Annotated in this window: 23 protein-coding genes, 1 tRNA gene, 1 other RNA gene and 1 pseudogene; 19 read left to right on the plus strand and 7 right to left on the minus strand. The window is 62.5% G+C overall.

Annotated elements, in window-relative coordinates; genetic code table 11:
• The first annotated feature begins 16 nt into the window (after positions 1 to 16).
• The 3 genes from ACZ5YV_RS02180 to ACZ5YV_RS02190 all read left to right on the plus strand — a co-directional run bounded on the left by ACZ5YV_RS02180 (position 17) and on the right by ACZ5YV_RS02190 (position 4,019).
• Positions 17 to 1,351 (plus strand): thiamine pyrophosphate-dependent enzyme, encoded by a 1,335-nt coding sequence (locus ACZ5YV_RS02180; RefSeq protein ID WP_464788379.1) that lies wholly within the window; start codon positions 17 to 19, stop codon positions 1,349 to 1,351.
• A 220-nt stretch (positions 1,352 to 1,571) separates the two neighbouring features.
• Positions 1,572 to 2,576 carry an alpha-ketoacid dehydrogenase subunit beta gene (locus ACZ5YV_RS02185; RefSeq protein WP_464789129.1) on the plus strand — a complete coding sequence of 335 codons (1,005 nt, stop codon included), beginning with the start codon at positions 1,572 to 1,574 and terminating at the stop codon, positions 2,574 to 2,576.
• A 3-nt stretch (positions 2,577 to 2,579) separates the two neighbouring features.
• Entirely contained in the window at positions 2,580 to 4,019 is a 1,440-nt protein-coding gene (locus ACZ5YV_RS02190; protein ID WP_464788380.1) for a dihydrolipoamide acetyltransferase family protein, read from the plus strand.
• A gap of 145 nt (positions 4,020 to 4,164) precedes the next feature.
• Here ACZ5YV_RS02190 and ACZ5YV_RS02195 read toward each other — a convergent pair whose 3' ends face one another.
• Positions 4,165 to 4,635 (minus strand): hypothetical protein, encoded by a 471-nt coding sequence (locus ACZ5YV_RS02195; RefSeq protein WP_464788381.1) that lies wholly within the window; start codon positions 4,633 to 4,635, stop codon positions 4,165 to 4,167.
• A gap of 156 nt (positions 4,636 to 4,791) precedes the next feature.
• On the opposite strand from ACZ5YV_RS02195, the gene ACZ5YV_RS02200 reads away from it, so the two are divergent.
• A complete protein-coding gene (locus ACZ5YV_RS02200; RefSeq protein WP_464788382.1) occupies positions 4,792 to 5,946 on the plus strand; it encodes an AI-2E family transporter in 1,155 nt (384 codons plus the stop codon).
• A 41-nt stretch (positions 5,947 to 5,987) separates the two neighbouring features.
• Positions 5,988 to 6,064 (plus strand) — tRNA-Asp (locus ACZ5YV_RS02205).
• Positions 6,065 to 6,262: 198 nt separating this feature from the next.
• Here the strand turns inward: ACZ5YV_RS02205 and ACZ5YV_RS02210 are convergent.
• The 5 genes from ACZ5YV_RS02210 to ACZ5YV_RS02230 all read right to left on the minus strand — a co-directional run bounded on the left by ACZ5YV_RS02210 (position 6,263) and on the right by ACZ5YV_RS02230 (position 7,864).
• The gene (locus ACZ5YV_RS02210; protein ID WP_460987684.1) at positions 6,263 to 6,502 is read right to left on the minus strand and encodes a DUF2842 domain-containing protein; all 240 of its coding nucleotides are present in this window, start codon (positions 6,500 to 6,502) and stop codon (positions 6,263 to 6,265) included.
• Entirely contained in the window at positions 6,499 to 7,077 is a 579-nt protein-coding gene (locus ACZ5YV_RS02215) for a 5-formyltetrahydrofolate cyclo-ligase (protein ID WP_464788383.1), read from the minus strand. The genes ACZ5YV_RS02210 and ACZ5YV_RS02215 overlap by 4 nt, the downstream gene beginning before the upstream one ends.
• Positions 7,078 to 7,167: 90 nt before the next feature.
• A non-coding RNA gene (gene ssrS, locus ACZ5YV_RS02220) (6S RNA) lies at positions 7,168 to 7,324 on the minus strand.
• Between the two features lie 11 nt (positions 7,325 to 7,335).
• Positions 7,336 to 7,674, minus strand: coding sequence for a cell division protein ZapA (locus tag ACZ5YV_RS02225; protein WP_464788384.1), 339 nt, complete (start codon positions 7,672 to 7,674; stop codon positions 7,336 to 7,338).
• Positions 7,667 to 7,864: a hypothetical protein gene (locus tag ACZ5YV_RS02230; RefSeq protein ID WP_464788385.1), complete on the minus strand. Its 198-nt coding sequence runs from the start codon at positions 7,862 to 7,864 to the stop codon at positions 7,667 to 7,669. The genes ACZ5YV_RS02225 and ACZ5YV_RS02230 overlap by 8 nt, the downstream gene beginning before the upstream one ends.
• Before the next feature lie 174 nt (positions 7,865 to 8,038).
• Between ACZ5YV_RS02230 and tkt the strand changes: the two genes are divergently transcribed.
• The 4 genes from tkt (at position 8,039) to ACZ5YV_RS02250 (ending at position 13,374) form a co-directional block, all read left to right on the plus strand.
• Positions 8,039 to 10,006: a transketolase gene (gene tkt / locus ACZ5YV_RS02235; RefSeq protein WP_464788386.1), complete on the plus strand. Its 1,968-nt coding sequence runs from the start codon at positions 8,039 to 8,041 to the stop codon at positions 10,004 to 10,006.
• Positions 10,007 to 10,036: 30 nt separating this feature from the next.
• Entirely contained in the window at positions 10,037 to 11,047 is a 1,011-nt protein-coding gene (gene gap, locus ACZ5YV_RS02240; RefSeq protein ID WP_464788387.1) for a type I glyceraldehyde-3-phosphate dehydrogenase, read from the plus strand.
• Positions 11,048 to 11,179: 132 nt separating this feature from the next.
• Positions 11,180 to 12,382: a phosphoglycerate kinase gene (locus ACZ5YV_RS02245; protein WP_464788388.1), complete on the plus strand. Its 1,203-nt coding sequence runs from the start codon at positions 11,180 to 11,182 to the stop codon at positions 12,380 to 12,382.
• A gap of 95 nt (positions 12,383 to 12,477) precedes the next feature.
• A complete protein-coding gene (locus ACZ5YV_RS02250) occupies positions 12,478 to 13,374 on the plus strand; it encodes a fructose bisphosphate aldolase (protein ID WP_464789130.1) in 897 nt (298 codons plus the stop codon).
• Between the two features lie 65 nt (positions 13,375 to 13,439).
• Here ACZ5YV_RS02250 and ACZ5YV_RS02255 read toward each other — a convergent pair.
• Positions 13,440 to 14,192, minus strand: a pseudogene (locus tag ACZ5YV_RS02255) (DUF72 domain-containing protein).
• 38 nt (positions 14,193 to 14,230) lie between these two features.
• Between ACZ5YV_RS02255 and thiE the strand changes: the two are divergent.
• From thiE to nuoE, 10 genes are all read left to right on the plus strand, one after another.
• Entirely contained in the window at positions 14,231 to 14,923 is a 693-nt protein-coding gene (gene thiE, locus ACZ5YV_RS02260; RefSeq protein ID WP_464788389.1) for a thiamine phosphate synthase, read from the plus strand.
• A 177-nt stretch (positions 14,924 to 15,100) separates the two neighbouring features.
• Positions 15,101 to 16,198 carry a L,D-transpeptidase family protein gene (locus ACZ5YV_RS02265; protein ID WP_464788390.1) on the plus strand — a complete coding sequence of 366 codons (1,098 nt, stop codon included), beginning with the start codon at positions 15,101 to 15,103 and terminating at the stop codon, positions 16,196 to 16,198.
• Positions 16,195 to 16,779 (plus strand): M23 family metallopeptidase, encoded by a 585-nt coding sequence (locus ACZ5YV_RS02270; protein ID WP_464788391.1) that lies wholly within the window; start codon positions 16,195 to 16,197, stop codon positions 16,777 to 16,779. The genes ACZ5YV_RS02265 and ACZ5YV_RS02270 overlap by 4 nt, the downstream gene beginning before the upstream one ends.
• 98 nt (positions 16,780 to 16,877) lie before the next feature.
• Entirely contained in the window at positions 16,878 to 17,441 is a 564-nt protein-coding gene (efp, locus tag ACZ5YV_RS02275; protein WP_464788392.1) for an elongation factor P, read from the plus strand.
• A 152-nt stretch (positions 17,442 to 17,593) separates the two neighbouring features.
• Positions 17,594 to 18,409, plus strand: coding sequence for an inositol monophosphatase family protein (locus tag ACZ5YV_RS02280; protein ID WP_460987694.1), 816 nt, complete (start codon positions 17,594 to 17,596; stop codon positions 18,407 to 18,409).
• Between the two features lie 126 nt (positions 18,410 to 18,535).
• Positions 18,536 to 18,910, plus strand: a complete 375-nt coding sequence (locus tag ACZ5YV_RS02285; protein ID WP_464788393.1) for an NADH-quinone oxidoreductase subunit A — start codon at positions 18,536 to 18,538, stop codon at positions 18,908 to 18,910.
• On the plus strand, positions 18,901 to 19,455 hold the full coding sequence (locus tag ACZ5YV_RS02290) for a NuoB/complex I 20 kDa subunit family protein (protein WP_464788394.1): 555 nt from the start codon (positions 18,901 to 18,903) through the stop codon (positions 19,453 to 19,455). Before ACZ5YV_RS02285 ends, ACZ5YV_RS02290 begins: the two co-directional genes overlap by 10 nt.
• Position 19,456: 1 nt before the next feature.
• Positions 19,457 to 20,311, plus strand: a complete 855-nt coding sequence (locus tag ACZ5YV_RS02295; protein WP_464788395.1) for an NADH-quinone oxidoreductase subunit C — start codon at positions 19,457 to 19,459, stop codon at positions 20,309 to 20,311.
• Positions 20,311 to 21,546, plus strand: coding sequence for an NADH-quinone oxidoreductase subunit D (locus ACZ5YV_RS02300; protein WP_464788396.1), 1,236 nt, complete (start codon positions 20,311 to 20,313; stop codon positions 21,544 to 21,546). The genes ACZ5YV_RS02295 and ACZ5YV_RS02300 overlap by 1 nt, the downstream gene beginning before the upstream one ends.
• Positions 21,546 to 22,214, plus strand: a complete 669-nt coding sequence (nuoE, locus tag ACZ5YV_RS02305; RefSeq protein ID WP_464788397.1) for an NADH-quinone oxidoreductase subunit NuoE — start codon at positions 21,546 to 21,548, stop codon at positions 22,212 to 22,214. Before ACZ5YV_RS02300 ends, nuoE begins: the two co-directional genes overlap by 1 nt.
• Positions 22,215 to 22,321: the final 107 nt, after the last annotated feature.

Here is a 22,321-nt window from a genome sequence, read left to right on the forward strand (position 1 = left end):
GCGAGTAGGAGGCAGGATGGGCGACCGGAACGGTTCGGGCGCTGGAAAGGCCGGAACTCAGAGCGGCCAGAATGCCGAAGAGCAGCTTTCGGCGGACGGCCGGAACCTGCCGCCATTGCGGTTGCATGTGCCGGAACCGCAGTTTCGGCCCGGCGATGAAGCCGATTTCGGTCATTTTGACATTCCCCCCGCCGGAACCTCGCGCAGGCCCGATGAGGCGGCGGACGCGGGTACGATGCGGGAAATGGCCTATGACCTTGTCCGCGTGCTGGATGAGGAAGGGCGCGCGGTGGGACCGTGGGATCCGAAGCTGCCGTCCGAGATGCTGCTCCGCATGCTGCGCGGCATGGCGCTGACGCGGGCGTTCGACGGGCGCATGTTCCGGGCGCAGCGGCAGGGCAAGACCAGCTTTTACATGAAATCGACCGGCGAGGAGGCAGTGTCGATCGGCGCGGCGGCGGCGCTGGCGAGCGATGACATGTGCTTCCCCAGCTATCGCCAGCAGGGGATATTGATCGCGCGCGGCTGGCCTTTGGTCGACATGATGAACCAGATTTATTCGAACAAGGGCGACCGGCTGAAGGGGCGGCAGCTGCCGATCATGTATTCGGCGCGGGAAGCGGGGTTCTTCTCGATCTCCGGCAACCTGGCTACCCAATATCCGCAGGCGGTGGGTTGGGCCATGGCGAGCGCGGCACGGGGCGACACGCGGATCGCGGCGACATGGTGCGGGGAAGGATCGACGGCGGAAGGGGATTTCCATTCCGCCTGCACTTTTGCCAGCGTCTACCGTGCCCCGGTGATCCTGAACGTCGTCAACAACCAGTGGGCGATCAGCAGCTTTTCCGGCTTTGCGGGGGCGGAGGCAACGACCTTTGCGGCGCGAGCGATCGGCTATGGCATCGCCGGGCTGCGGATCGACGGCAATGACGCGCTGGCGGTCTATGCTGCGACGCGCTGGGCAGCGGATCGGGCGCGGGCCAATCATGGGCCGACGCTGATCGAGCATTTTACCTATCGGACTGAGGGGCACAGCACGTCCGATGATCCGAGCGCCTATCGGTCGGCGGACGAGGGAAGCCACTGGCCGCTGGGCGATCCGATTGCTCGGTTGAAGCAGCATTGCATCGCGGTCGGCATCTGGGACGAGGAACGGCAGGCGGCGATGGACAAGGAACTGGCCGAGCAGGTGCGTGAGGCTGCGAAGGAAGCGGAGAAAAACGGGATTTTGGGGCATGGGCTCCATCAGCCGATGGAGAGCATGTTCGAGGATGTGTTCGAGGAGATGCCCTGGCATTTGCGCGAGCAGCAGCGGCAGATGCTGGATGAAGCGAAGGCTGCCGGGTTGTGAGGGGGGAAGCGCTTTTTGATCTCGTCATCCCAGCGCAGGCTGGGATCTCATGCATGTATGTTCAGCCTGGAGGCCGGGAGATGCCAGCCTTCGCTGGCATGACGGAGAGACACGTGGGCGCGCTGTCTCCCCCTCTCCAAGCTGCGCTAGCCAGCGGGCTGGCAAGCTCCGCTATCCTCTCCCCTGAAGGAGAGAGGAGATGAGCCAGGAAACTCGCCAGATGAGCATGATCCAGGCGATAAACAGCGCTCTCGACGTGATGATGGAGCGTGACCCCGATGTCGTCGTCATGGGGGAGGATGTCGGTTATTTTGGCGGCGTTTTCCGGGCGACGGCGGGGTTGCAGAAGAAATTTGGCAAGAACCGGGTGTTCGACACGCCGATCACCGAGACCGGGATTATCGGCGTCGCGGTGGGGATGGGGGCCTATGGGTTGCGGCCGGTGCCGGAAATACAGTTTGCCGACTATATCTACCCCGCGCTTGATCAGTTGGTGAGCGAGGCGGCGCGGCTGCGTTATCGGTCGGCGGGAGAGTTCATCGCGCCGATGACGGTGCGGTCGCCCTTTGGCGGCGGGATTTTCGGCGGGCAGACGCACAGTCAATCTCCCGAGGGCATCTTTACCCATGTTTCGGGGATCAAGACGGTGATTCCCTCGACCCCCTATGACGCCAAGGGGCTGCTGATCGCGGCGATCGAGGATAATGATCCGGTGATCTTCTTCGAACCCAAGCGCATTTATAATGGGCCGTTCGATGGCCATTATGACCGGCCAGCGAAGAGCTGGGCGGGCCATCCCGGGGCGATGGTTCCGGAGGGCTATTATCGCGTGCCGTTGGGGCAGGCGCGCACGGTGCGGGAGGGGGAGGCGCTGACCATCCTCTGCTACGGCACGATGGAGCATGTGATCGAAAGCACCGTCACGGAGATGGGCGTCGACGCCGAGATCATCGACCTGCGGACGCTGGTGCCGCTGGACATAGAGGCCATCGAGCAGTCGGTGAAGAAAACCGGCCGCTGCCTGATCGTGCATGAGGCGACGCGGACCAGCGGCTTTGGCGCGGAATTGAGCGCATTGGTGCAGGAGCGGTGCTTCTATCATCTGGAAGCGCCGATCGAACGAGTGACGGGTTTCGATACGCCCTATCCGCACAGTCTGGAATGGGCCTATTTTCCGGGGCCGGTGCGGATCAGGGAAGCGATTACGAAGATCATGAGGGATTGAGCCATGGCGCTGTTCACGTTCAGGCTGCCTGACATCGGCGAAGGCATTTCCGAGGCGGAGATTGTCGGTTGGCATGTGAAGGTCGGGGACCGGGTGGAGGAAGACCAGCCTATCGCCGACATGATGACTGATAAGGCTACGGTCGAGATGGAGAGCCCGGTCGCGGGGGTGGTAAAGCGGCTGGCCGGGGAGGCGGGTGAGCAGGTGGCGATCGGCGCCATGCTGGTGGAGATTGAGGTTGAGGGGGAGGTTGCTTCCGTTGGGGAGGCTCCGATGCCTTCGGTGGAGGAGATTGCGGCGGAGACGGCGGGAGGACGCGAGGTAGCGGGTTCGTCGGTGAACGGGATTGTTTCGTCGGTTGAGCGGGCTGGAGCTGCGGGGGAAGGATTTTCTTCGCAGGATAAGGCTGAAAAGTCCTCTCCCCTTCAGGGGAGAGGGTTGGGAGAGGGGGAGCTAGGCGAAGCGCTCGCGTTACAGCCCCTCTCCCCAACCTCGCAGGGAGTCACGCGCCTCCCTGCGACCCCTGAAGGGGAGAGGGAGCAGGGCGGTACGTGCCTCCCAGCGGTCCCTGAAGGGGAGAGGGAGCAGGTGCTCGCATCCCCCGCCGTCCGTGCCCGCGCCAAGGAATTGGGGATAGACCTTTCCCAGGTGAAGCCAACCGGCGATCATATCCGCCATTCAGACCTCGATGCTTTCCTGCTTTACGGTGTGGGGCAGGGCTATCGGCCTGCGGGGCAGCGCGCGCGGCGGGAGGATGAGGTGGTGAAGGTCATTGGCCTGCGCCGCCGGATTGCTGAAAATATGGCGGCGTCAAAGCGGCATATTCCGCATTTCTCTTATGTGGAAGAGATCGACGTCACCGAGCTGGAGCGGATGCGCGCGCAGTTGAATGGCGAGCGTGGGGATCGGCCGAAGCTGACGATGCTGCCGCTGTTGATCGTGTCGATTTGCCGGGCGCTGCCGGACTTTCCGATGCTGAACGCCCGCTATGATGACGAAGCGGGCGTGGTGACGCGTTTTGGCGCTGTGCATATGGGGATTGCGACGCAGACGGACGCGGGGTTGATGGTGCCGGTGATCCGGGACGCGCAGGATCGGAATATCTGGCAATTGGCGAGCGAGATCAGGCGGCTCGCCGAGGTGGCGCGGTCGGGCAAGGCCAGGGTGGAGGAGCTTTCGGGATCGACTTTGACGCTGACGTCGTTGGGTGCGCTAGGCGGGGTGGCGACGACGCCGGTGATCAATCGGCCAGAGGTGGCGATTATCGGGCCTAATCGAGTGATCGAGCGGCCGGTGTTTCGTGGTCCGGAGGTTGTGGCGGCGAAGCTGATGAACCTGTCGATCAGTTGCGACCATCGCGTGGTGGATGGATGGGACGCGGCGAGTTTCGTGCAGGCGGTGAAGCGGTTGCTGGAGACGCCCGTGCTATTGTTTGCGGAGTGAGAGAATATATGCCCCTCCCTTTCAAGGGAGGGGTTGGGGTGGGTGCGAGCGAAGCGAGCCAGCAACCGATTGAAAAGGCAGAACGCCGCTGGCGCGGCGACCCACCCCCGTCCCCTCCCTTGAAAGGGAGGGGCTATTTTTTGGTTCACCGCATCGTGGCCCTATAACTCAGACGCGCAGTCTCGCCCGGCGACAGGCGCGTGGGGCTGGTCCAGCGTATATGGGTGATGTCGGCGGGAATGGCCCTGCGAACGCCGCCTAGAGGGGTCGGCAGCCAAAGCTCGTCCAGACGGCCCCAGCGTTGGCCGCCGTCCACCGATACTTGCATCGACGGATCGGGCGCGGTGAGGAGGGTGCCGCGCGGGATGGCGTTGGTCAGGGCGATGCCCTGCACCGGCTGGCTGCCTTCGTTGCGCCAATTGATGACGAAGAGAAGTTGGGCACCCGGTGCTGCGCGGCTGGCGCTGGCAAGGGTGCGACGGGCTCGGCCGTTGATATCGGTATGGACGCGCTCCACGAACATTTGCGTTTCCATGCGCAGGTTCGTGCGGGCTAGCGAGGGTGCGGACAGCATTGCCCATCCCGCCATGCCCAGCAGCGCCAGTTTACGCATCATCCGTTCAAAGCCCCGATCCCCGTTTCGCTATTGCTTAGGACAGGGGAGCGAAAATTTGGTTAATGGGCTTTAGTCATGTTCGGGCCGATGAATGAAATTGACGGGCTGTGGCGGGCCGGTACACATTGTCGATATGCGGGCAGGATCGATTATTCAGTGACACCTCATGAACAGCTGGAAATCAACCGGCGGCGGGATCGGCTGCTGGCGTCGATCGCGCTGACGACGGGCGTTGGGCTGCTCCTTGCCTTACCCTTTGCCTTGCGCGAGGGGGCGGAGTTTTTCCTGCCGCTGACGGCAGCGGTCGTGATCGCAATCGCGCTGGTGCCGTTCCTGGAGTGGATGGAGCGGCGGGGTGTGCCTTCGGCCGTGGCGGCGCTGGCGGCGGTGATCGCGTTCCTGGTGGTAGCGAATACGGCGCTGGTGCTGATCGTGGTGCCGGCGGCGGACTGGTTCAGGCTGCTGCCGCAGCGTTTGCCCAAGATTCAGGACAATCTGGCGCCGCTGATCGATTTTTATTCCCAGTTGCAGCATTTCGTGGACGAAACGGTGCAGATGCTGGCGACGGGGCCAGTGGCAGCGGCCCAGACGGCGGCGGTGGACGCGCCGCGATCGCTGTTGCAGTTCGCCGCGACCTCCGCGCCTTCCGCGATCATCCAGATGGTGTTCGCGCTGCTCATCATCTATTTTTTCCTCGCCGGTTGGACGCGGCTGCGGCGGCGGACGATCAACAGCCGGGGCAGCTTTGACGGGGCGATGGCGGTAGCGCGGGTGATCCAGAATGTGGTCGATGCGACATCTGCCTATGTGCTGACGATCGCGACGATCAACCTGTGCCTCGGGTTGGCGGTTGCGTTTGCGCTGTGGCTGATCGGCATGCCTTCGCCGCTGATGTGGGGCGGGATCGTCGCGCTGCTGAATTTCGTGCCCTATTTCGGGCCGATGTTGGCTGCGGCTTTGCTGGCGCTGGGCGGCCTCATGGTGTTCGATGATGTGTGGCGGGCGCTGGCGCCTGCGGTGACGCAGATCGGCTTTCATCTGGTGGAGGCCAATGTGATCACGCCGACGGTGCTGGGGCGGCGGCTGACGATGAACCCGCTGCTGATTCTAGTGTCGCTGACTTTCTGGGGATGGGTTTGGGGAACGCCGGGCGCGCTGCTGGGCGTGCCTCTGCTGATCATCATCCAGACCGTGGTGGCGGCTGCCGGAACCCCGGATATCGCGGGTTTCCTGTTTGAGCGGGGGACGCTGACAGTGGCGCTGCGCGAAGAAAATGACGAGAAAGAAGAAAGTGGCGAAAGAGCCGGTTGACAGGTCCGGCGGTCCCGCATAGATGCCCGCCCACACCGAACGCGGGTGTAGCTCAGTTGGTTAGAGCGCCGGCCTGTCACGCCGGAGGTCGCGGGTTCGAGCCCCGTCACTCGCGCCACTCTTTTGGAAGAGTGGATGGTCCTTAAGGGCCGGAAATTTCACAATAATTTGATGAGCGTCATGCCAGCGGAAGCTGGCATCTCAGGCCTTTACGTGCGGCCTCGCCTCACGAGAGCCCAGCTTTCGCTGGGGTGACGGAAGTGGGCGCTAGTAGCGACGGAGTTGGAGGTCTTAGCCGCGCCGAACGTATGGCGCGTTAACCGCGACGCCAGCGGCCGGTTTCCATCCAGGCGAGCAGGCGCTTTAGCGGCAGAACCCAGATCCAGATGATGCCGAGGAAGACATAAACCGGCACCTGCACGATCATCGGCAGGCTGCCGATGAGCCCTGACAGGCTGCCGACGAGGACTGCCCAAAGTGTGATAAGCCCGACGATGGCGAGCATGCCCACGGGCTTGCGCCAACTGGGTTCGTATGGAGCAGGTTGACGGTTCACGCGTCGGGTCCTTCGATCAATTCGACTTCGGTGAGGATGATGTGGAGCGGCAGGTCCCACGGGTCGGCGGGCAGGGCGTCTTGTTCCTGCACTGACCAGGCGAGGCCGATCCGCAGCGCATCGGGGTAGCGGGCGAAGGCGCGGTCATAGTAGCCGCCGCCCTGGCCCAGCCGGTTCATCGCACGGTCGAAGCCGAGCAGCGGGGCGATGATGACGTCCGGCGCGACGGGCGGGCCGCTGGGTTCGGGATGGTGGGTGCCGTAGAGGCCGGGGTGAAGCTGATCCTCCGGCGTCCAGGCGAGGAATTCCATGCTGCCGAGGCGGTCGATGACGCGGGGGAGGGCGAGAGTCTTGCCCATGGCGGCAAGCTGGGGGGCGAGGCGTTGGGCGGGCGCTTCGTCGTCGAGGCCCATGTAGAGCGCAACCGTCTGCGCATTATTCAGCCTGCGGGCGAGTGGCGAGGGGAGCGCCTTGAAGGTTAGCCGGTGCGCCAGCGGATCGAGCGATTGCACGAAGGTGCGGCGGTGTGTCCGGGCGAGGGTGCGCAGGGCGCTCTTGTCGAGATATTCGCTCATGGGGCCGCGTTTAGACCCGGAGGAGGGGGCTGGAAACTGGTTTCTCGACTGCGCTTGAAACGAACGGAGGTTGGGGAGAACGAGGAGGGTGACGGGACCGCCTTGGCCGTTTGCTGGAATATCCTCTGACGCCTCAACGTCAGGTGGGGACCATGTAGATCGGGCCTGGACCCGCCCAGGGACAGCCCCCTTGGATGTGATTATCGCCTCAGGGATGTTCGCTAAAGCTCGTACGAGGCAGTACCCGTCGCGCTATATCTAGGCGCCGGATGCCTGCGCGGCAAGTCTGTCGCTCAGCTTTTCTATGCGGGCGGCGAGAGCCTCCACGGCGTGAGCCGTGGCATCGTCCTCATCTTCGCCGAGCGCCAGTTGCTGCTGGCGTCCGATCGCCTCGCGCTTGAGGTCGTTGAGTTCGTCGGCAAGGAAGAGCGCGGCGAACAGGAGCGTGCGCACTTCGGTAAGACCAGGCGTGTTCTGCTGCGCAAGACGGGCCTTGCGCTCGATCAGGGTGGCGAGGTGGGCGAGATGCGCTTCCTCCCCATCGCGGCAACGGACGGTATAATGACGTCCGGCGATCTGAAGGCTCGTTTCAGCCACGTGCTTCCCCCTTGAGATCGGCGATAAGTTCATCGAGCGAACGCAGTGCCGCGCGCGCGGCGGCGTGGTCCATGCCGGGGGAAGAGGAGGAGGCCGAACCCGGCGACGCGAGACCTTCCACATCCTGTTCGAGCCGACCGATCGCACGTTCCAGCCTGACGATCGCCTGCATCATTCGGTTGCTTGCCATGACCCACGCATAGACAAAGTTTTCGCCTTGCAAAAGCTGTCATTGGACGGCTTGGCGCTCCCCAAGGTCCTGCCACGGTTGACGCCTTGGGTGCAACGCGACAAAGGGGACCCGATTTCGATTCGCCGGCTCAGCAGGGGGCCGTGAGCCAAGCCAAGGAAGAAGCCAGCCTAGATGACCGTATCCGAAAAGTCGCTCGCCAGCGCCATCCGGGCGCTTTCCATGGACGCAGTGCAGGCGGCGAACAGCGGCCATCCGGGCATGCCGATGGGCATGGCGGACGTCGCGACGGTGCTATTCAAGGATTATATCAAGTTCGATCCGACCCAGCCCAAATGGGCCGATCGCGACCGCTTCGTGCTGTCTGCCGGTCATGGTTCGATGCTGATCTACTCGCTGCTGCACCTCACTGGCTATGCGCGGCCGACGATGGAGGATATCCGTAATTTCCGCCAGCTGAGTTCGCCTTGCGCGGGGCACCCTGAGAATTTCGAGCTGGCGGGCGTGGAAGCGACCACCGGCCCGCTGGGTTCGGGCCTGGCCACTGCGGTCGGCATGGCGATTGCCGAGCGGCACCTCAATGCGCAGTTCGGTGACGATCTGGTTGATCACCGCACCTGGGTGATCGCGGGCGACGGATGCCTGATGGAAGGCATCAACCATGAGGCGATCGGCCTTGCGGGCCACCTGAACCTTGGTCGCCTGATCGTGCTGTGGGACGATAACAAGATCACCATCGACGGCGCGGTGGACCTGTCGAGCAGCGAGGATGTGCGGGCGCGCTATGTGGCGACCGGCTGGCATGTCGTTTCCTGCGACGGTCATGATGTCGCCGATGTACGCCGCGCCATCGACGAAGCGCTGGACGATCCGCGCCCGTCGCTGGTCGCCTGCGCCACCAAGATCGGTTATGGCGCGCCGAACAAGGCGGGCACATCGGGTGTCCATGGTTCGGCGTTGGGCGAGGCCGAAGTCGCGGCGGCTCGTGAGTTTCTGGGCTGGACTGCCGAACCTTTCGTCATCCCCGAGGATATTGCCGCTGAATGGCGCCGCATCGGTTCGCAGGGTGCGGAAGTGCGCGCTGCCTGGGAGGGGCGTCTGGCGGACAATGGCCAGAAGGCCGAGTTCGAGCGCCGGATGGCTGGCGAGCTGCCTGCTGACTTCTCGCTCGACGCCTATATCGACACGTTGATCGCCAATCCGCAGAAGGTCGCGACCCGCAAGGCGAGCGAATTGGCGCTGGGGGCGATCAATGACCTGCTGCCCGAGACGCTGGGCGGTTCGGCGGATTTGACCGGGTCGAACAACACCAAGACCAAGTCGACCGGGCCGCTGACCAAGGACGATTATTCGGGCCGCTATGTCTATTACGGCATTCGCGAGTTCGGCATGGCCTGCGCGATGAACGGCATGGCGCTTCATGGCGGCGTCATCCCCTATGGTGGCACTTTCCTGGTCTTTTCCGATTATATGCGTGGCGGCATCCGCTTGGCCGCGCTTCAGGAGCAGCGCGTCATTCATGTGCTGACCCATGACTCGATCGGTCTGGGCGAGGATGGTCCGACCCATCAGCCGATCGAACATGTCATGTCGCTGCGCATGATCCCGAACCTGGATGTTTATCGCCCGGCGGACATTGTCGAGACGGCGGAATGCTGGGAATTGGCGCTGAAGGACCAACAGGGTCCGTCGGTATTGGCGCTGACTCGCCAGAACCTGCCGCAGCTGCGGACGGAGAAGAGCGAAAATCTGTCTGCGAAGGGGGCTTATCGCCTGCGCGCGGCGAAGGCTGGCCGCAAGGTTGTGCTGATCGCGACGGGTTCGGAGGTAGAGATTGCTGTTGCGACGGCTGATCTGCTTGAAAGCCAGGGCATCGGCGCGGACGTGGTTTCGATGCCGAGCTGGGCGCATTTCGACGCGCAGCCGCAGGCGTATAAGGATGATCTCCTTCCGCACCATGTGCTGCGTTGCTCGATTGAGGCAGGGACGACCTTCGGCTGGGAACGCTATGTTGGCATCGCCGGCTTGCGTTTTGGCATCGACAGCTTTGGCGCTTCGGCCCCGGCGGAAGCACTTTACGACCATTTCGGCCTGACGGCCGCCAAGATCGCGCCGCAGGTTGCGGCCGCGCTCGATCATTAAGAACATCTACCCAATCAGGAGGCTAGTGCAGTGGCAACGAAGGTAGCAATTAACGGTTTCGGACGTATCGGTCGGCTGGTGGCGCGCGCAATCTTGTCGCGCACCGACCATGATCTGGAGCTGGTCAGCATCAACGATCTGGGCGATGCCAAGGCGAACGCCCTGCTGTTCAAGCGTGACAGCGTCCATGGTAATTGGGCTGGCGAAGTCAGCGCCGAAGGCGACGCGCTGATCATCAACGGCAAGCGCATTGCCGTCACTGCCGAGCGTGATCCGGCCAAGCTGCCGCACGCGGCGCAGGGCGTCGAAATCGCCCTGGAATGCACCGGCATCTTCGCTTCGAAGGAAAAGGCAAGCGCGCACCTGACCGCTGGCGCCAAGCGTGTTGTGATCTCGGCTCCTGCAACCGGCGTCGACAAGACCATCGTGTTCGGCGTCAACCATGATGCGTTGACCGGCGATGATGTGGTCATCTCGAACGCCAGCTGCACCACCAACTGCCTGGCTCCGCTCGCCAAGGTTCTGCACGATGCCATTGGTATCGAAAAGGGCTTCATGACGACGATCCACAGCTATACCAACGACCAGAACACGCTGGACCAGCTGCACAGCGACATGCGCCGCGCCCGCGCCGCTGCACTGTCGATGATCCCGACCACCACCGGTGCCGCGCGCGCGGTGGGCGAGGTTCTGCCTGAGCTGAAGGGCAAGCTGGATGGTTCGTCGGTGCGCGTGCCGACGCCGAACGTCTCGGTTGTCGATCTCAAGTTCATCGCCAAGCGCGCCACGAACAAGGAAGAGGTCAACCAGCTGCTGAAGGCTGCTTCGGAAGCAGGTCCGCTCAAGGGCGTGCTGGGCTATTCGGACGAGCCGCTGGTGTCGATCGACTATAATGGCGATGCGCGCAGCTCGACCGTGGACAGCCTGGAGACCGCCGTCATCGACGGTAATCTGGTTCGCGTGCTCAGCTGGTACGACAATGAATGGGGCTTCTCGAACCGCATGATCGATACGACCGGCGTGGTTGCGGGTCTGCTGTAAAAGAAACCGGGCGGGCCTTAGGACCCGCCCTTTTTCGTCATCCCAGCGAAAGCTGGGATCTGATTTTACGTCCTGCCCACGGGATGAGATCCCAGCTTTCGCTGGGATGACGGCGGGCGGTAGGAGATAGCTGTGGCCAAGCCCTTCAAGACGCTGGACGATATGGGCGACATCAGCGGCAAGACCGTGTTGGTGCGCGAAGATTTGAACGTGCCGATGCAGGATGGCAGCGTCAGCGACGACACCCGCCTGCGGGCGGCGATGCCGACGATCCTGGAGCTGGCGGATCGCGGCGCGAAGGTGTTGATCCTGGCGCATTTCGGACGGCCCAAGGGGCAGAAGAACCCGGAATATTCGCTGTCGAAGATCACGCGTCCGCTGACGCAGGTGTTGGGCCGCGACGTTCAGTTCATCCCCGATTGCTGCGGCGAAGCGGCTGTGGATGGCATCGCTGTGATGCGTCCGGGCGATATCTCGATCCTGGAAAATACCCGCTTCCATCCCGGTGAAGAGAAGAATGATCCGGCTCTCGTCGAAGCGATGGCGGCGATCGGCGATCTCTATGTGAATGACGCTTTTTCCGCCGCGCACCGTGCCCATGCCTCGACCGAGGGGCTGGCGCACAAGCTGCCTGCTTTTGCGGGCCGCTCGATGGAGAAGGAACTCGACGCGCTGCAGGCGGCGCTCGGCGAGCCGGTGAAGCCGGTCGCGGCGGTTGTCGGCGGTGCGAAGGTTTCGACTAAGCTCGACGTGCTGAACAACCTCGTCGCCAAGGTCGATCATCTGATCATCGGCGGCGGGATGGCCAACACTTTCCTTCACGCGCGCGGCGTCGATGTGGGCAAGTCGCTGTGCGAGAAGGATTTGGCCGAGACAGCCGAGGCGATCTTCGACAAGGCCGAGGCTGCGGGCTGCACCATCCATCTGCCCTATGACGTGGTGGTGGCGAAGGAGTTTGCGGCCAACCCGCCTTCGGTGCGGACATGCAATGTGCATGAGGTCGCCGCCGACGAGATGATCCTGGACGTAGGGCCTGCCGCCGTTGAGGCGTTGGGTGACGCGCTCAAGAACTGCCGGACTTTGGTGTGGAACGGGCCATTGGGCGCGTTCGAGATTGCTCCGTTCGACAAGGCGACGGTGGCGCTGGCCAAGACGGCGGCGGCGTTGACCAAGGAAGGGCAGCTGACGTCCGTGGCGGGTGGCGGTGACACGGTCGCGGCGCTCAACCATGCAGGCGTCGCGGGCGACTTTACGTTCGTGTCCACGGCTGGCGGTGCTTTCCTCGAATGGATGGAAGGCAAGGACCTGCCGGGCGTCAGCGCATTGATGGTGTGAATTTTAAAGGCCGCTGTCCGAAAGGATGGCGGCCTTTCCCTCTTTCCGATGCCGCCAATGGGGCGGTGCAACTCCTACAGAGAAAGTATGTGCAGATGCTGGATCAGGACATGATGAACAAGATTGCGGGCGGCAACGGCTTTATCGCCGCGCTCGACCAGAGCGGCGGTTCGACGCCCAAGGCTCTCAAGGGCTACGGCATTGAGGAAGGTGCGTGGAGCAATGATGAGGAGATGTTCGGCCTCATCCACGACATGCGCAGCCGTATCATCACCTCGCCCTGTTTCAGCGGCGAAAAGGTGATCGGCGCGATCCTGTTCGAACGGACGATGGACGGTCAGGCGGGCGGCAAGTCCGTGCCTCAGGCGCTGATCGAGCGTGGCGTCGTGCCCTTCATCAAGATCGACAAAGGTCTGGAAGACGAGGCAAACGGCGTTCAGATGATGAAGCCGATGCCGGAACTCGACACGCTGCTAAAGCGGGCAAAGTCGCTCGGCGTGTTCGGGACCAAGGAGCGTTCGGTTATCAATCTCGCCAATCGCGAGGGCATCGCCGCGATCGTCAAGCAGCAGTTCAAGGTTGGCGCGCAGGTGCTGGCCGCCGGGCTGATGCCGATGCTGGAACCGGAGATCAACATTAAGAGCCCCGAGCGGGCCGCCGCCGACCAGATCCTGCTGGAGGAACTGCTCAAGGGCCTGGATGCGCTGCCCGAAGGCCAGAAGGTGATGCTGAAGCTGTCGCTGCCCGCCAAGGCTGGCTTGTTCGACGCGCTGGTCGATCATCCCAAGGTGCTGCGCGTCGTGGCGCTGTCGGGCGGCTTCTCGCGCGCCGAGGCATGCGTTGAACTGGCGAAGAATCGCGGCATCATAGCCAGCTTCAGCCGTGCGCTGCTGAACGATCTGCGCCACCAGATGAGCCAGGATGAGTTCAACGTGTCGCTGGGTCAGGCGATCGACGAAATCTACACCGCCTCGACCAAGAAGGCGGCGTGATGTGACATGAGGGCTGCTGGCGACAGATGTCAGCAGCCCTCACTCACCTGACTGGCGCAGAATTTTCAGCCTGTCATCCCCTTGAGCGCCAAGGCGTCCTGGATGGCATCGGCGTTGATGTCGTTGTTGAAATAGGCCCAGACCGCGCGACCCTGGTGAGCCTGATCGTTCATCCACCCGGCCCATTCGCGCAGATCATCCTCCGCATAGCGTCCCCAATATTTGCCTTGGCCGCCATGGAAGCGGACATAGGCGGCGCGGCCCGTCACCATCCTGGGGCTGGATGATCCAGCCATGTCATGAACGCAGAAGCTGGCGCCATGCCGGTCGAGCAATTCGTAGGTCGCATCTTCATACCAGCTGGGGTGGCGGAACTCGAAGACGGGGAGGATGTCGGCGGGTTGCAGCTTAAGGAAGCTTTCGAGTCGGTCGAGGTTGAAGGTGAGGCTAGGCGGCAATTGATAGAGAATGGGGCCAAGCGTTGGGCCGAAATGGCGGAAGGACGCCATCATCCGCTCCATCGGCTCTTCACAGTTGGTGAGCTTCAGAGCCTGGGTGAGATAGCGGTTTGCCTTGACCGCATATCAGAATCCGGGCGGGGCCTGGTCGCGCCAACCGTCGATGGTCTCCGGCTTGGGGCGGCGGTAGAAGCTGTTGTTGATCTCCACCGTGTCGAAATGGTCGGCGTAGAAGGCGAACCAGCGCTTCATCGCCAGTTTTTCCGGGTAGAAGGTGCCGCGCCAATGGCGGTAGTTCCATCCTGAGTAGCCGATCCTGATCATGACAGGACAAGCCGCCGCGGCCGAACGCGGTTCCATTCTTTTCCTTAAGTGGCGAAACGCGCTAAGGGCTGCGCATGACCGACTTTACCGATGAAGAGCTGGCGCTCGATCCGCATTTTGCCGACCAGTTCGACAAGGGCTTCCGCCCGCCCTGCCAGCTTTACCTCATATCGCCGCCCGTGATCGACGAGGGTTTCGCGGCACAGTTGGCCAAGGCTTTGGACGGCGGCAAGGTGGCGGCGTTCCAGTTGCGGTTGAAGGGCGTGGATGAGGACGCGATCGCCCTCGCGGCCGAGCCGTTGCAAAAGCTGTGCGCGGAGCGGGAGGTCGCCTTCATTATCAACGACAGCGTCGCGCTGGCCAAGCGGTTGGGCGCGGATGGCGTGCATCTGGGGCAGGGGGATGGCGACCCGCGAGAGGCGCGCAAGATATTGGGGCCGAAGGTGCAGATTGGCGTGACCTGCCATGATAGCCGCCACCTTGCGATGGAAGCGGGCGAGGCCGGGGCGGACTATGTCGCGTTCGGCGCCTTCTATCCCACGACGACCAAGGAAACGCATCACCGGCCGGAGCCATCGATCCTTGGCTGGTGGACGACCCTGTTCGAGCTGCCTTGCGTGGCGATCGGGGGGATTACGGCGGATAACGCCGCGCCGCTGGTCGAGGCGGGCGCGGACTTTCTGGCGGTGAGCAGCGCGGTGTGGGCGCATCCGGACGGGCCGCGCGCGGGCGTTGCGGCATTTTCGGCTGTGCTGGGAGGGTCTTAGAGGAGCGTGGCTTTTAGATCAGCGCCGCTTCCTAATGCCGTTCGCCTGAACGGACTTGGTGATTTAGATCGAACACATTCTGCTCTAAATAAGTCTCGCCGGATGCTAGTTAATGGCGGGAGGCAGCTTTCCTGAGCTTTGCGCGTTTCTCTCCCCGAACATCGGGAGAGTATCGCCTTGAAGACATATCTGCTCGCGCTCACGCTGCTCTGTTCGGCTTGCAAGGTTGCCGTCACCGACGCCAATGAAAGCGGGACAGTGGCTCCCGCAGATCAGAAGGAGGCAGCGCAGGGTGCGGCGGTTAAGCCGGTCGGCGATCCCTATGCCTTCTCCATAGTGCCCGAGCCGGGCGGTGCGCCTGCTCGCGCGGACTCCATCTTACAGGCGCAGGTGGCGCTTGATCGGGCGGGCTTTTCGCCCGGTGTGCTGGATGGGAAAGAGGGCATGTCCTTTACCGCCGCGCTGAAGGGATTTCAGGAGGCGAAGGGCCTGCCGGAGACTGGCAAATATGATGAGGCGACGGCAAAGGCGTTGCTGGGCGACAAGCCGCCGCCAGCAACGTGGCTGGTGACGATCCCTGAGGGCTTTGCGCGTGGTCCGTTCACTACAATTCCCAAGGAATATGCCGATCAGGCGAAGCTGCCCGCGCTTGGCTATCGCAATTTGATCGAGAAGCTGGCTGAGCGATTTCATACCAAGCCTGAAGTGCTGGTGGCGTTGAATGCGCCCAATACAAAGCTGGGGCCGGGCGCTACCGTGCGGGTGCCAGCCGTGGGCAATCAGCCAGTGGCGCAGATCGAGGGGGATGAGCGCGGCTGGGGCACTACGCTCGCCAGCCTAGCGGTCGCTAAGGATCAGCCGCAGGCCGATCATATCGTGGTCGACAAGTCCGAAGGCGTACTGCGCGTGTTCGACGAGGCCAACAAGCTGATCGCGCAGTTCCCGGCGACTATGGGTTCGGAACATGATCCGCTGCCGCTCGGCACGTGGGAGATCAAGGGCATCAGCCGGAACCCTGATTTCCATTATAATCCTGATCTGTTCTGGGATGCCGATGCGAAGGACGAGAAGGCGGTGTTGAAGCCGGGACCCAATGGGCCGGTGGGCGTCGTGTGGATCGACCTTTCCAAGCAGCATTATGGCATCCACGGGACGCCTGAACCGCAGACCATTGGACGCACTGAAAGCCATGGCTGCATCCGGCTGACCAATTGGGATGCAGCAAGGCTGGCGCAGATGGTGAAGAGTGGGGTGAAGGCGGTGTTCCAGGCATGAAGAGGCCGGGGCGGCGAGGATGTGCGGGCATCATAATCGCCGTCCTGCTGTTGCTCCTGTTCCTGAAGATGTGCGTGCGGATCGTTCCGGGCGGCCTGGAAAGGACGGCTTCGCCGCCTCAGCGTCCGGCTGCGGCGGAAGTCGGCTCTCTGCTGATCCCGGTTGAGGGTGTGCCGCCTACCGCGCTGACCGACACTTTCACGCAGGCAAGGGCTGGTGGCGCGCGGCCGCATGATGCGATCGACATCATGGCGGCACGGGGCAGGGCCGTGCTGGCGGCTGCGGATGGGCGTATCGAAAAGCTGTTCACGAGCGCCGATGGCGGGCTGACCATCTATCAGCGGTCGCGCGACGGGCGGCACATCTATTATTATGCGCATCTGGATGGTTATGCGCGCGGGCTGGCGGAGGGTCAGAGCGTGCGGCGGGGGCAGAAGATCGCCACGGTCGGTAGCACCGGCAATGCCGATCCGGCAGCGCCGCACCTGCACTTTGCCGTGAATGAGATCACGCCGGGCGAGCCATGGTACAGGGGCCGGGCGATCAATCCCTACCCCTTGCTGGCGCGGCCGATCCGATGAGCCTACTTGCCCTTCGCGACGGCACGATGTAGAGGCGCGCCCAGCCTTTTAAACAGGTCGGCTCTTTTCACCTTTAGACATATAGGCAGGCTCTTCCCATGAAGATCAGCGGCGTCGAGATTCGTCCCGGCAACAATATCGAATATGACGGAAGCCTGTGGCGTGCCGTCAAGATCCAGCACACGCAGCCCGGCAAGGGCGGCGCCTATATGCAGGTGGAACTGAAGAACCTGATCGACGGACGCAAGAATAACGTCCGTTTCCGCTCGGCCGAGACGGTTGAGCGTATCCGGCTCGACACCAAGGATTTCCAGTATCTCTATGCCGAGGGCGACATGCTCGTCTTCATGGATACGGAAACCTATGAGCAGATCAACCTGCCGCAGGATTTGATTGGTGATGCCGCCGCTTTCCTGCAGGACGGCATGATGGTTGTCCTAGAAATGTATGACGAGCGCCCGATTTCGGTGCAGCTGCCTGAAACCATCGAAGCGACGGTCGTGGAGGCCGACGCCGTGGTGAAGGGGCAGACCGCTTCTGCCAGCTACAAGCCTGCGATCCTGGACAATGGCGTGCGCGTCATGGTGCCGCCGCATATCGTCACCGGCACGCGCATCATTGTTGATGTGTATGAGCGGGAATATGTGAAGCGGGCGGAATGAACTGCTAATTGTTCCCCTCCCGCAGACGGGAGGTTAGGGGTGGGCGCGAGCGTTAGCGAGTCCTTGCCTCATTCAAAGCGTTGCATGCGATTGCTACGCAATCGTGCCCACCCCCGACCCCTTCCGCTTGCGGGAGGGGGGAGATTGAGTAAATGGTATCCCATTCCGGCCTTCTCACCGTCATGGAACGCGCCGCGCGCAAGGCTGGCGCGAAGCTGCGTCGTGACTTTGGCGAAGTCGAGCATCTGCAAGTGTCGCGCAAGGGACCGGCGGACTTCGTGTCCAAGGCCGATCAACAAGCCGAACGCACTTTGGTCGAGGAGCTGCAAAAGGCGCGGCCCGATTGGGGCTTTCTGCTGGAAGAAGGCGGGGTGATCGAGGGAGATCCCAACAAGCCGCGCTGGATCATCGATCCCCTCGACGGCACCAGCAACTTCCTCCACGGTATCCCGCACTTCGCAATCTCCATCGCCGTCGAAGAGCCGCTTTATGGCGGCAACAAGAGGGAAGTGACGACCGGCCTTATCTACCAGCCGGCGACTGACGAAAGCTATTGGGCGGAAAAGAGCCGGGGCGCATGGCGCCACGACCAGCGTTTGCGAGTGTCGGCCCGCCGCGACCTGGGCGACTGCCTGATCGCGACCGGTATTCCCTTCATGGGCCATGGCGACATGGCGCAGTGGACGCGCATCTTCGGCGCGGTAGCGCCTTCCGTCGCCGGTATCCGTCGCTTCGGTGCGGCCTCGCTTGATTTGGCACATGTCGCGTCCGGCCGTTATGACGGCTTCTGGGAAAGCGGTCTTCAGCCCTGGGACGTCGCGGCTGGATTGCTGCTGGTGCGGGAGGCGGGTGGGTTTGCCACCGATTTCAGGGGCGGCGATCAGCCGATCGAGCGCCGCGAAGTGATCGCGGGCAATGATGCCATCCACAGCAAATTGCACAAGCTTGTGGCTGGCGCGCTGCGCTGAGGCAGGCATTTGTTTCTGTGTAAGAGAAGCAGACTGTTGCGAATCATTCTCACGCCTCGGGGCCTTGCTTCGCTTATGCGGCAGGCCTAAAGCGCGCCCATAGTCATTTTCGCCCAGGGGATTCCGTTGGTCGATCTAGCCGAATATCTGCCGATCCTTATCTTTCTCGGGATCGCATTGCTGCTTTCCGGGGCGTTCGTGTTCCTGCCGATGCTTGTCGGCCGACTGACCGGCGCGCATCAGCCCGATCCGGCGAAGCTGTCGGAATATGAGTGCGGTTTTCCAGCGTTCGAAGAACCGCGCAGCCAGTTCGACGTGCGCTTCTATCTGGTCGCGATCCTCTTCATCATCTTCGATCTGGAAGCCGCCTTCCTCTATCCGTGGGCGGTCAGCCTGGATCAGATCGGCTGGGCCGGTTGGGCGACGATGATGATCTTCATAGCGGAGCTGGTGCTGGGCCTCGTTTATGCGTGGAAGAAGGGAGCCCTAGATTGGGAGTAGAACTGACCAGTCCCGCGCCCGGCACGATGTTGCCCGCGGGGACACAGCCCGACCAGAATTTCTTCAACGCGCTGAACAGTGAAGTCAGTGACAAGGGGTTCCTCGTCACATCGACGGAGGATCTGTTCCAGTGGGCTCGCACCGGGTCGCTGTGGTGGATGACCTTCGGTCTTGCCTGCTGCGCGGTGGAAATGATCCACGTCAACATGCCGCGCTATGACATGGAGCGTTTTGGCGCGGCGCCGCGCGCCTCACCGCGCCAGTCGGACGTGATGATTGTCGCGGGAACGCTGTGCAACAAGATGGCTCCGGCGCTGCGCAAGGTTTACGACCAGATGTCCAATCCGAAATATGTGATTTCGATGGGCAGCTGCGCCAATGGCGGCGGCTATTATCACTACAGCTATTCGGTTGTGCGCGGCTGTGACCGGATCGTGCCGGTCGACATCTATGTGCCAGGCTGCCCGCCGACCGCCGAAGCGCTGCTGTATGGCGTGATGCAGTTGCAGCGGAAGATCCGCCGGATCGGGACGATTGAGCGCTGATATGGGTCATTCTGCACCGAAGATCATGAACCCGGACGGGCTCGCGGACAAGATCGCCGGACTGTTGGGTTCGATGCTGATCGAAGCGGTCGATCATGCCGATGAGCTGAGCTTCACCGTCGTGCGCCAGCGGCTGGCCGAGGCGCTGGATGTCCTGCGCGTTCAGGGTGAATATCAGCAGCTGATGGAGATCGCGGGCATCGATTATCCAGAGCGGGCCGAGCGCTTCGAAGTTTGCTATCATCTGCTGTCCGTTACCAAGAACCATCGCATCCGCGTCAAGGTAACTACCGACGAGGATCAGCCGGTTCCCACCGTCACGCACATCTGGCCTGTTGCAGGCTGGCTGGAGCGCGAGGTGTTCGACATGTACGGCGTGATCTTCGAGGGCAATGCCGACCTGCGCCGCATCCTGACCGACTATGGTTTCAAGGGGCATCCGCTCCGCAAGGACTTCCCGCTGACCGGCTATGTCGAGATGTGGTATTCCGAAGAGGATAAGCGCGTCGTCTACAAGCCGGTGCAGCTGGCCCAGGATTTCCGCCAGTTCGACTTCATGAGCCCGTGGGAAGGCGCGCAATATGTGCTGCCGGGCGATGAAAAGGCTCCGCAGGCACCGGGCGCGCCTTCGCCCGTCGCCGCTCCGCCGCCACCTCCCGCTGCGGCCAAGGGCGAGCCCGCTGGCGCAACGCCCAAGGTGACGGAAAAGTCGGAAGACACCGGTGCAGGCGAGCCTGCCAACAGCAAGGCTCAGGAGAAGTCCCCCAGTGCGCCGGTTCAGCCTGAACACCATACCGACGAAGGCAAAGGCGCCGCCAAGCCCGAGGGCGCGTCTAAGTCAGAGGACAGGGCCTGATGTCTGATTATCTGGAAAAGCTGGAACATCGGATCAATGCCGACGACCCGACGCTGGGCGATACCGAGATCCAGAACTACACGATCAACTTCGGCCCGCAGCACCCCGCGGCGCACGGCGTGCTTCGCCTTGTCATGGAGCTGGACGGCGAGATCGTGGAACGGTGCGATCCGCATGTCGGCCTGCTCCATCGCGGCACCGAGAAGCTGATCGAATATAAGACCTATCTTCAGGCGCTGCCCTATTTCGACCGGCTCGACTATTGCTCGCCCATGGGGATGGAGCACAGCTATGTGTTGGCGATCGAGAAGCTGCTCAATCTGGAAGTGCCGCTGCGCGCGCAATATCTGCGTGTGTTCTTCGCGGAACTGACCCGCATCTGCAACCATATGCTGAACCTCGGCTCGCACGTCATGGACGTCGGCGCGATGACGCCGAACCTGTGGCTGTTCGAAATTCGCGAGGACTGCCTGAATTTCTTCGAGCGGGCTTCCGGCGCGCGCATGCATTCGGCCTATTTCCGGCCGGGCGGCGTGCATCAGGACGTGCCGCTCAAGCTGCTGACCGACATTGCCGATTGGCTCGACACGCGCCTGCCGCGCCTGTTCGAAGACGCGATCAGCCTGGTGGCCGACAACCGCATCTTCAAGCAGCGGAACGTCGACATCGCGGTCTGTTCCAAAGAAGACGCGCTGAAATGGGGCTTTTCGGGTCCGATGATCCGTGGGTCGGGCATCCCATGGGATATTCGCAAGGCGCAGCCTTATGATGTCTATGACCGGATGGAATTCGACGTTCCGGTCGGCACGAACTTCGACTGCTATGATCGGTTCATGGTGCGCGTCGAGGAAGTCCGCCAATCCGCGCGGATCATGAAACAGTGCCTCAACGAAATGCCGGAAGGGCCGATCGCCAGCTTCGACCGTAAGGTGGTGCCGCCCAAGCGGGGCGAAATGAAGCGGTCGATGGAAGCGCTGATCCACCACTTCAAGCTCTATACGGAAGGCTTCCACGTTCCGGCGGGCGAAGTCTATGTGGCGACCGAAAGCCCCAAGGGCGAATTCGGGGTGTATCTGGTGAGCGATGGCACCAACTCGCCCTATCGCTGCAAGATCCGTCCGACGGCTTTTTCGCACCTGCAGGCGATGGATTTCATGATGAAGGGCCACATGCTGGCTGACACCACCGCCGTGCTAGGCGCGATGGACATCGTGTTCGGAGAATGTGACCGCTAATGGCTGACGCAGTTCATATCCCTGACGAAGCGGAAACGCGCGCGCGCTGGGGCAATTTTGCCTGGACAGCGGACAATGCCGAACAGGCGAAGAAGGTCATCGCGCGCTATCCCGCCGGCCGTCAGCAATCGGCGGTGATGCCGCTGCTCGACCTCGCCCAGCGTCAGGTAGGGGCGGAAACGCAGACCAATGGGTGGCTGCCGGTGCCGGTGATGGAATATATCGCCGATCAGCTCGAGATGCCGTATATGCGGGTCTACGAGGTCGCGACCTTCTACACCATGTACAACCTTGCGCCGGTCGGCCGCTATCATGTGCAGGTTTGCGGCACGACGCCATGCATGCTGCGCGGTTCGGACGATGTGTTTTCGGCGTGCAAGAACAAGGGGCTGGTGAAGGGCGGCACGACGCCGGACGGCCTGTTCACCTTGAGCGAGGTCGAGTGTCTGGGCGCTTGCGCCAATGCGCCTATGGTGCAGATCAACGACGATAATTTCGAAGACCTGACCTATGACAGCATGAGCGCTATCCTTGATGATCTCGCCGCTGGCAAAAGCCCCAAGATCGGGCCGCAGATTGAGCGTCAGACGAGCTGTCCAGAGGGTGGCCCGACGACGCTCAAGGAAATGGTTTCGGAAAATCACGATTATCGGGGGAAGTGGGCGTAATGGCTTATCCCTATCCCGTCACCCCAGCGGAAGCTGGGGTCTCCATCCTCAGCGCGCGCACGCCTGAGATGCCAGCTTTCGCTGGCATGACGAATGCTGGAGGCCGC

The organism is Sphingobium sp. TomTYG46 (assembly GCF_055396345.1).

Excerpts from the sequence above, each read along its gene's own strand:
- ACZ5YV_RS02295 (WP_464788395.1), top strand. The coding sequence starts at position 19,457 with ATGGGTCATTCTGCACCGAAGATCATGAACCCGGACGGGCTCGCGGAC.
- tkt (WP_464788386.1), top strand. The coding sequence starts at position 8,039 with ATGACCGTATCCGAAAAGTCGCTCGCCAGCGCCATCCGGGCGCTTTCC.
- ACZ5YV_RS02180 (WP_464788379.1), top strand. The coding sequence starts at position 17 with ATGGGCGACCGGAACGGTTCGGGCGCTGGAAAGGCCGGAACTCAGAGC.
- ACZ5YV_RS02250 (WP_464789130.1), top strand. The coding sequence starts at position 12,478 with ATGCTGGATCAGGACATGATGAACAAGATTGCGGGCGGCAACGGCTTT.
- efp (WP_464788392.1), top strand. The coding sequence starts at position 16,878 with ATGAAGATCAGCGGCGTCGAGATTCGTCCCGGCAACAATATCGAATAT.
- ACZ5YV_RS02280 (WP_460987694.1), top strand. The coding sequence starts at position 17,594 with ATGGTATCCCATTCCGGCCTTCTCACCGTCATGGAACGCGCCGCGCGC.
- nuoE (WP_464788397.1), top strand. The coding sequence starts at position 21,546 with ATGGCTGACGCAGTTCATATCCCTGACGAAGCGGAAACGCGCGCGCGC.
- ACZ5YV_RS02215 (WP_464788383.1), bottom strand. The coding sequence starts at position 7,077 with ATGAGCGAATATCTCGACAAGAGCGCCCTGCGCACCCTCGCCCGGACA.
- ACZ5YV_RS02230 (WP_464788385.1), bottom strand. The coding sequence starts at position 7,864 with ATGGCAAGCAACCGAATGATGCAGGCGATCGTCAGGCTGGAACGTGCG.
- ACZ5YV_RS02300 (WP_464788396.1), top strand. The coding sequence starts at position 20,311 with ATGTCTGATTATCTGGAAAAGCTGGAACATCGGATCAATGCCGACGAC.
- ACZ5YV_RS02195 (WP_464788381.1), bottom strand. The coding sequence starts at position 4,635 with ATGATGCGTAAACTGGCGCTGCTGGGCATGGCGGGATGGGCAATGCTG.
- ACZ5YV_RS02270 (WP_464788391.1), top strand. The coding sequence starts at position 16,195 with ATGAAGAGGCCGGGGCGGCGAGGATGTGCGGGCATCATAATCGCCGTC.
- thiE (WP_464788389.1), top strand. The coding sequence starts at position 14,231 with ATGACCGACTTTACCGATGAAGAGCTGGCGCTCGATCCGCATTTTGCC.
- ACZ5YV_RS02185 (WP_464789129.1), top strand. The coding sequence starts at position 1,572 with ATGAGCATGATCCAGGCGATAAACAGCGCTCTCGACGTGATGATGGAG.
- ACZ5YV_RS02190 (WP_464788380.1), top strand. The coding sequence starts at position 2,580 with ATGGCGCTGTTCACGTTCAGGCTGCCTGACATCGGCGAAGGCATTTCC.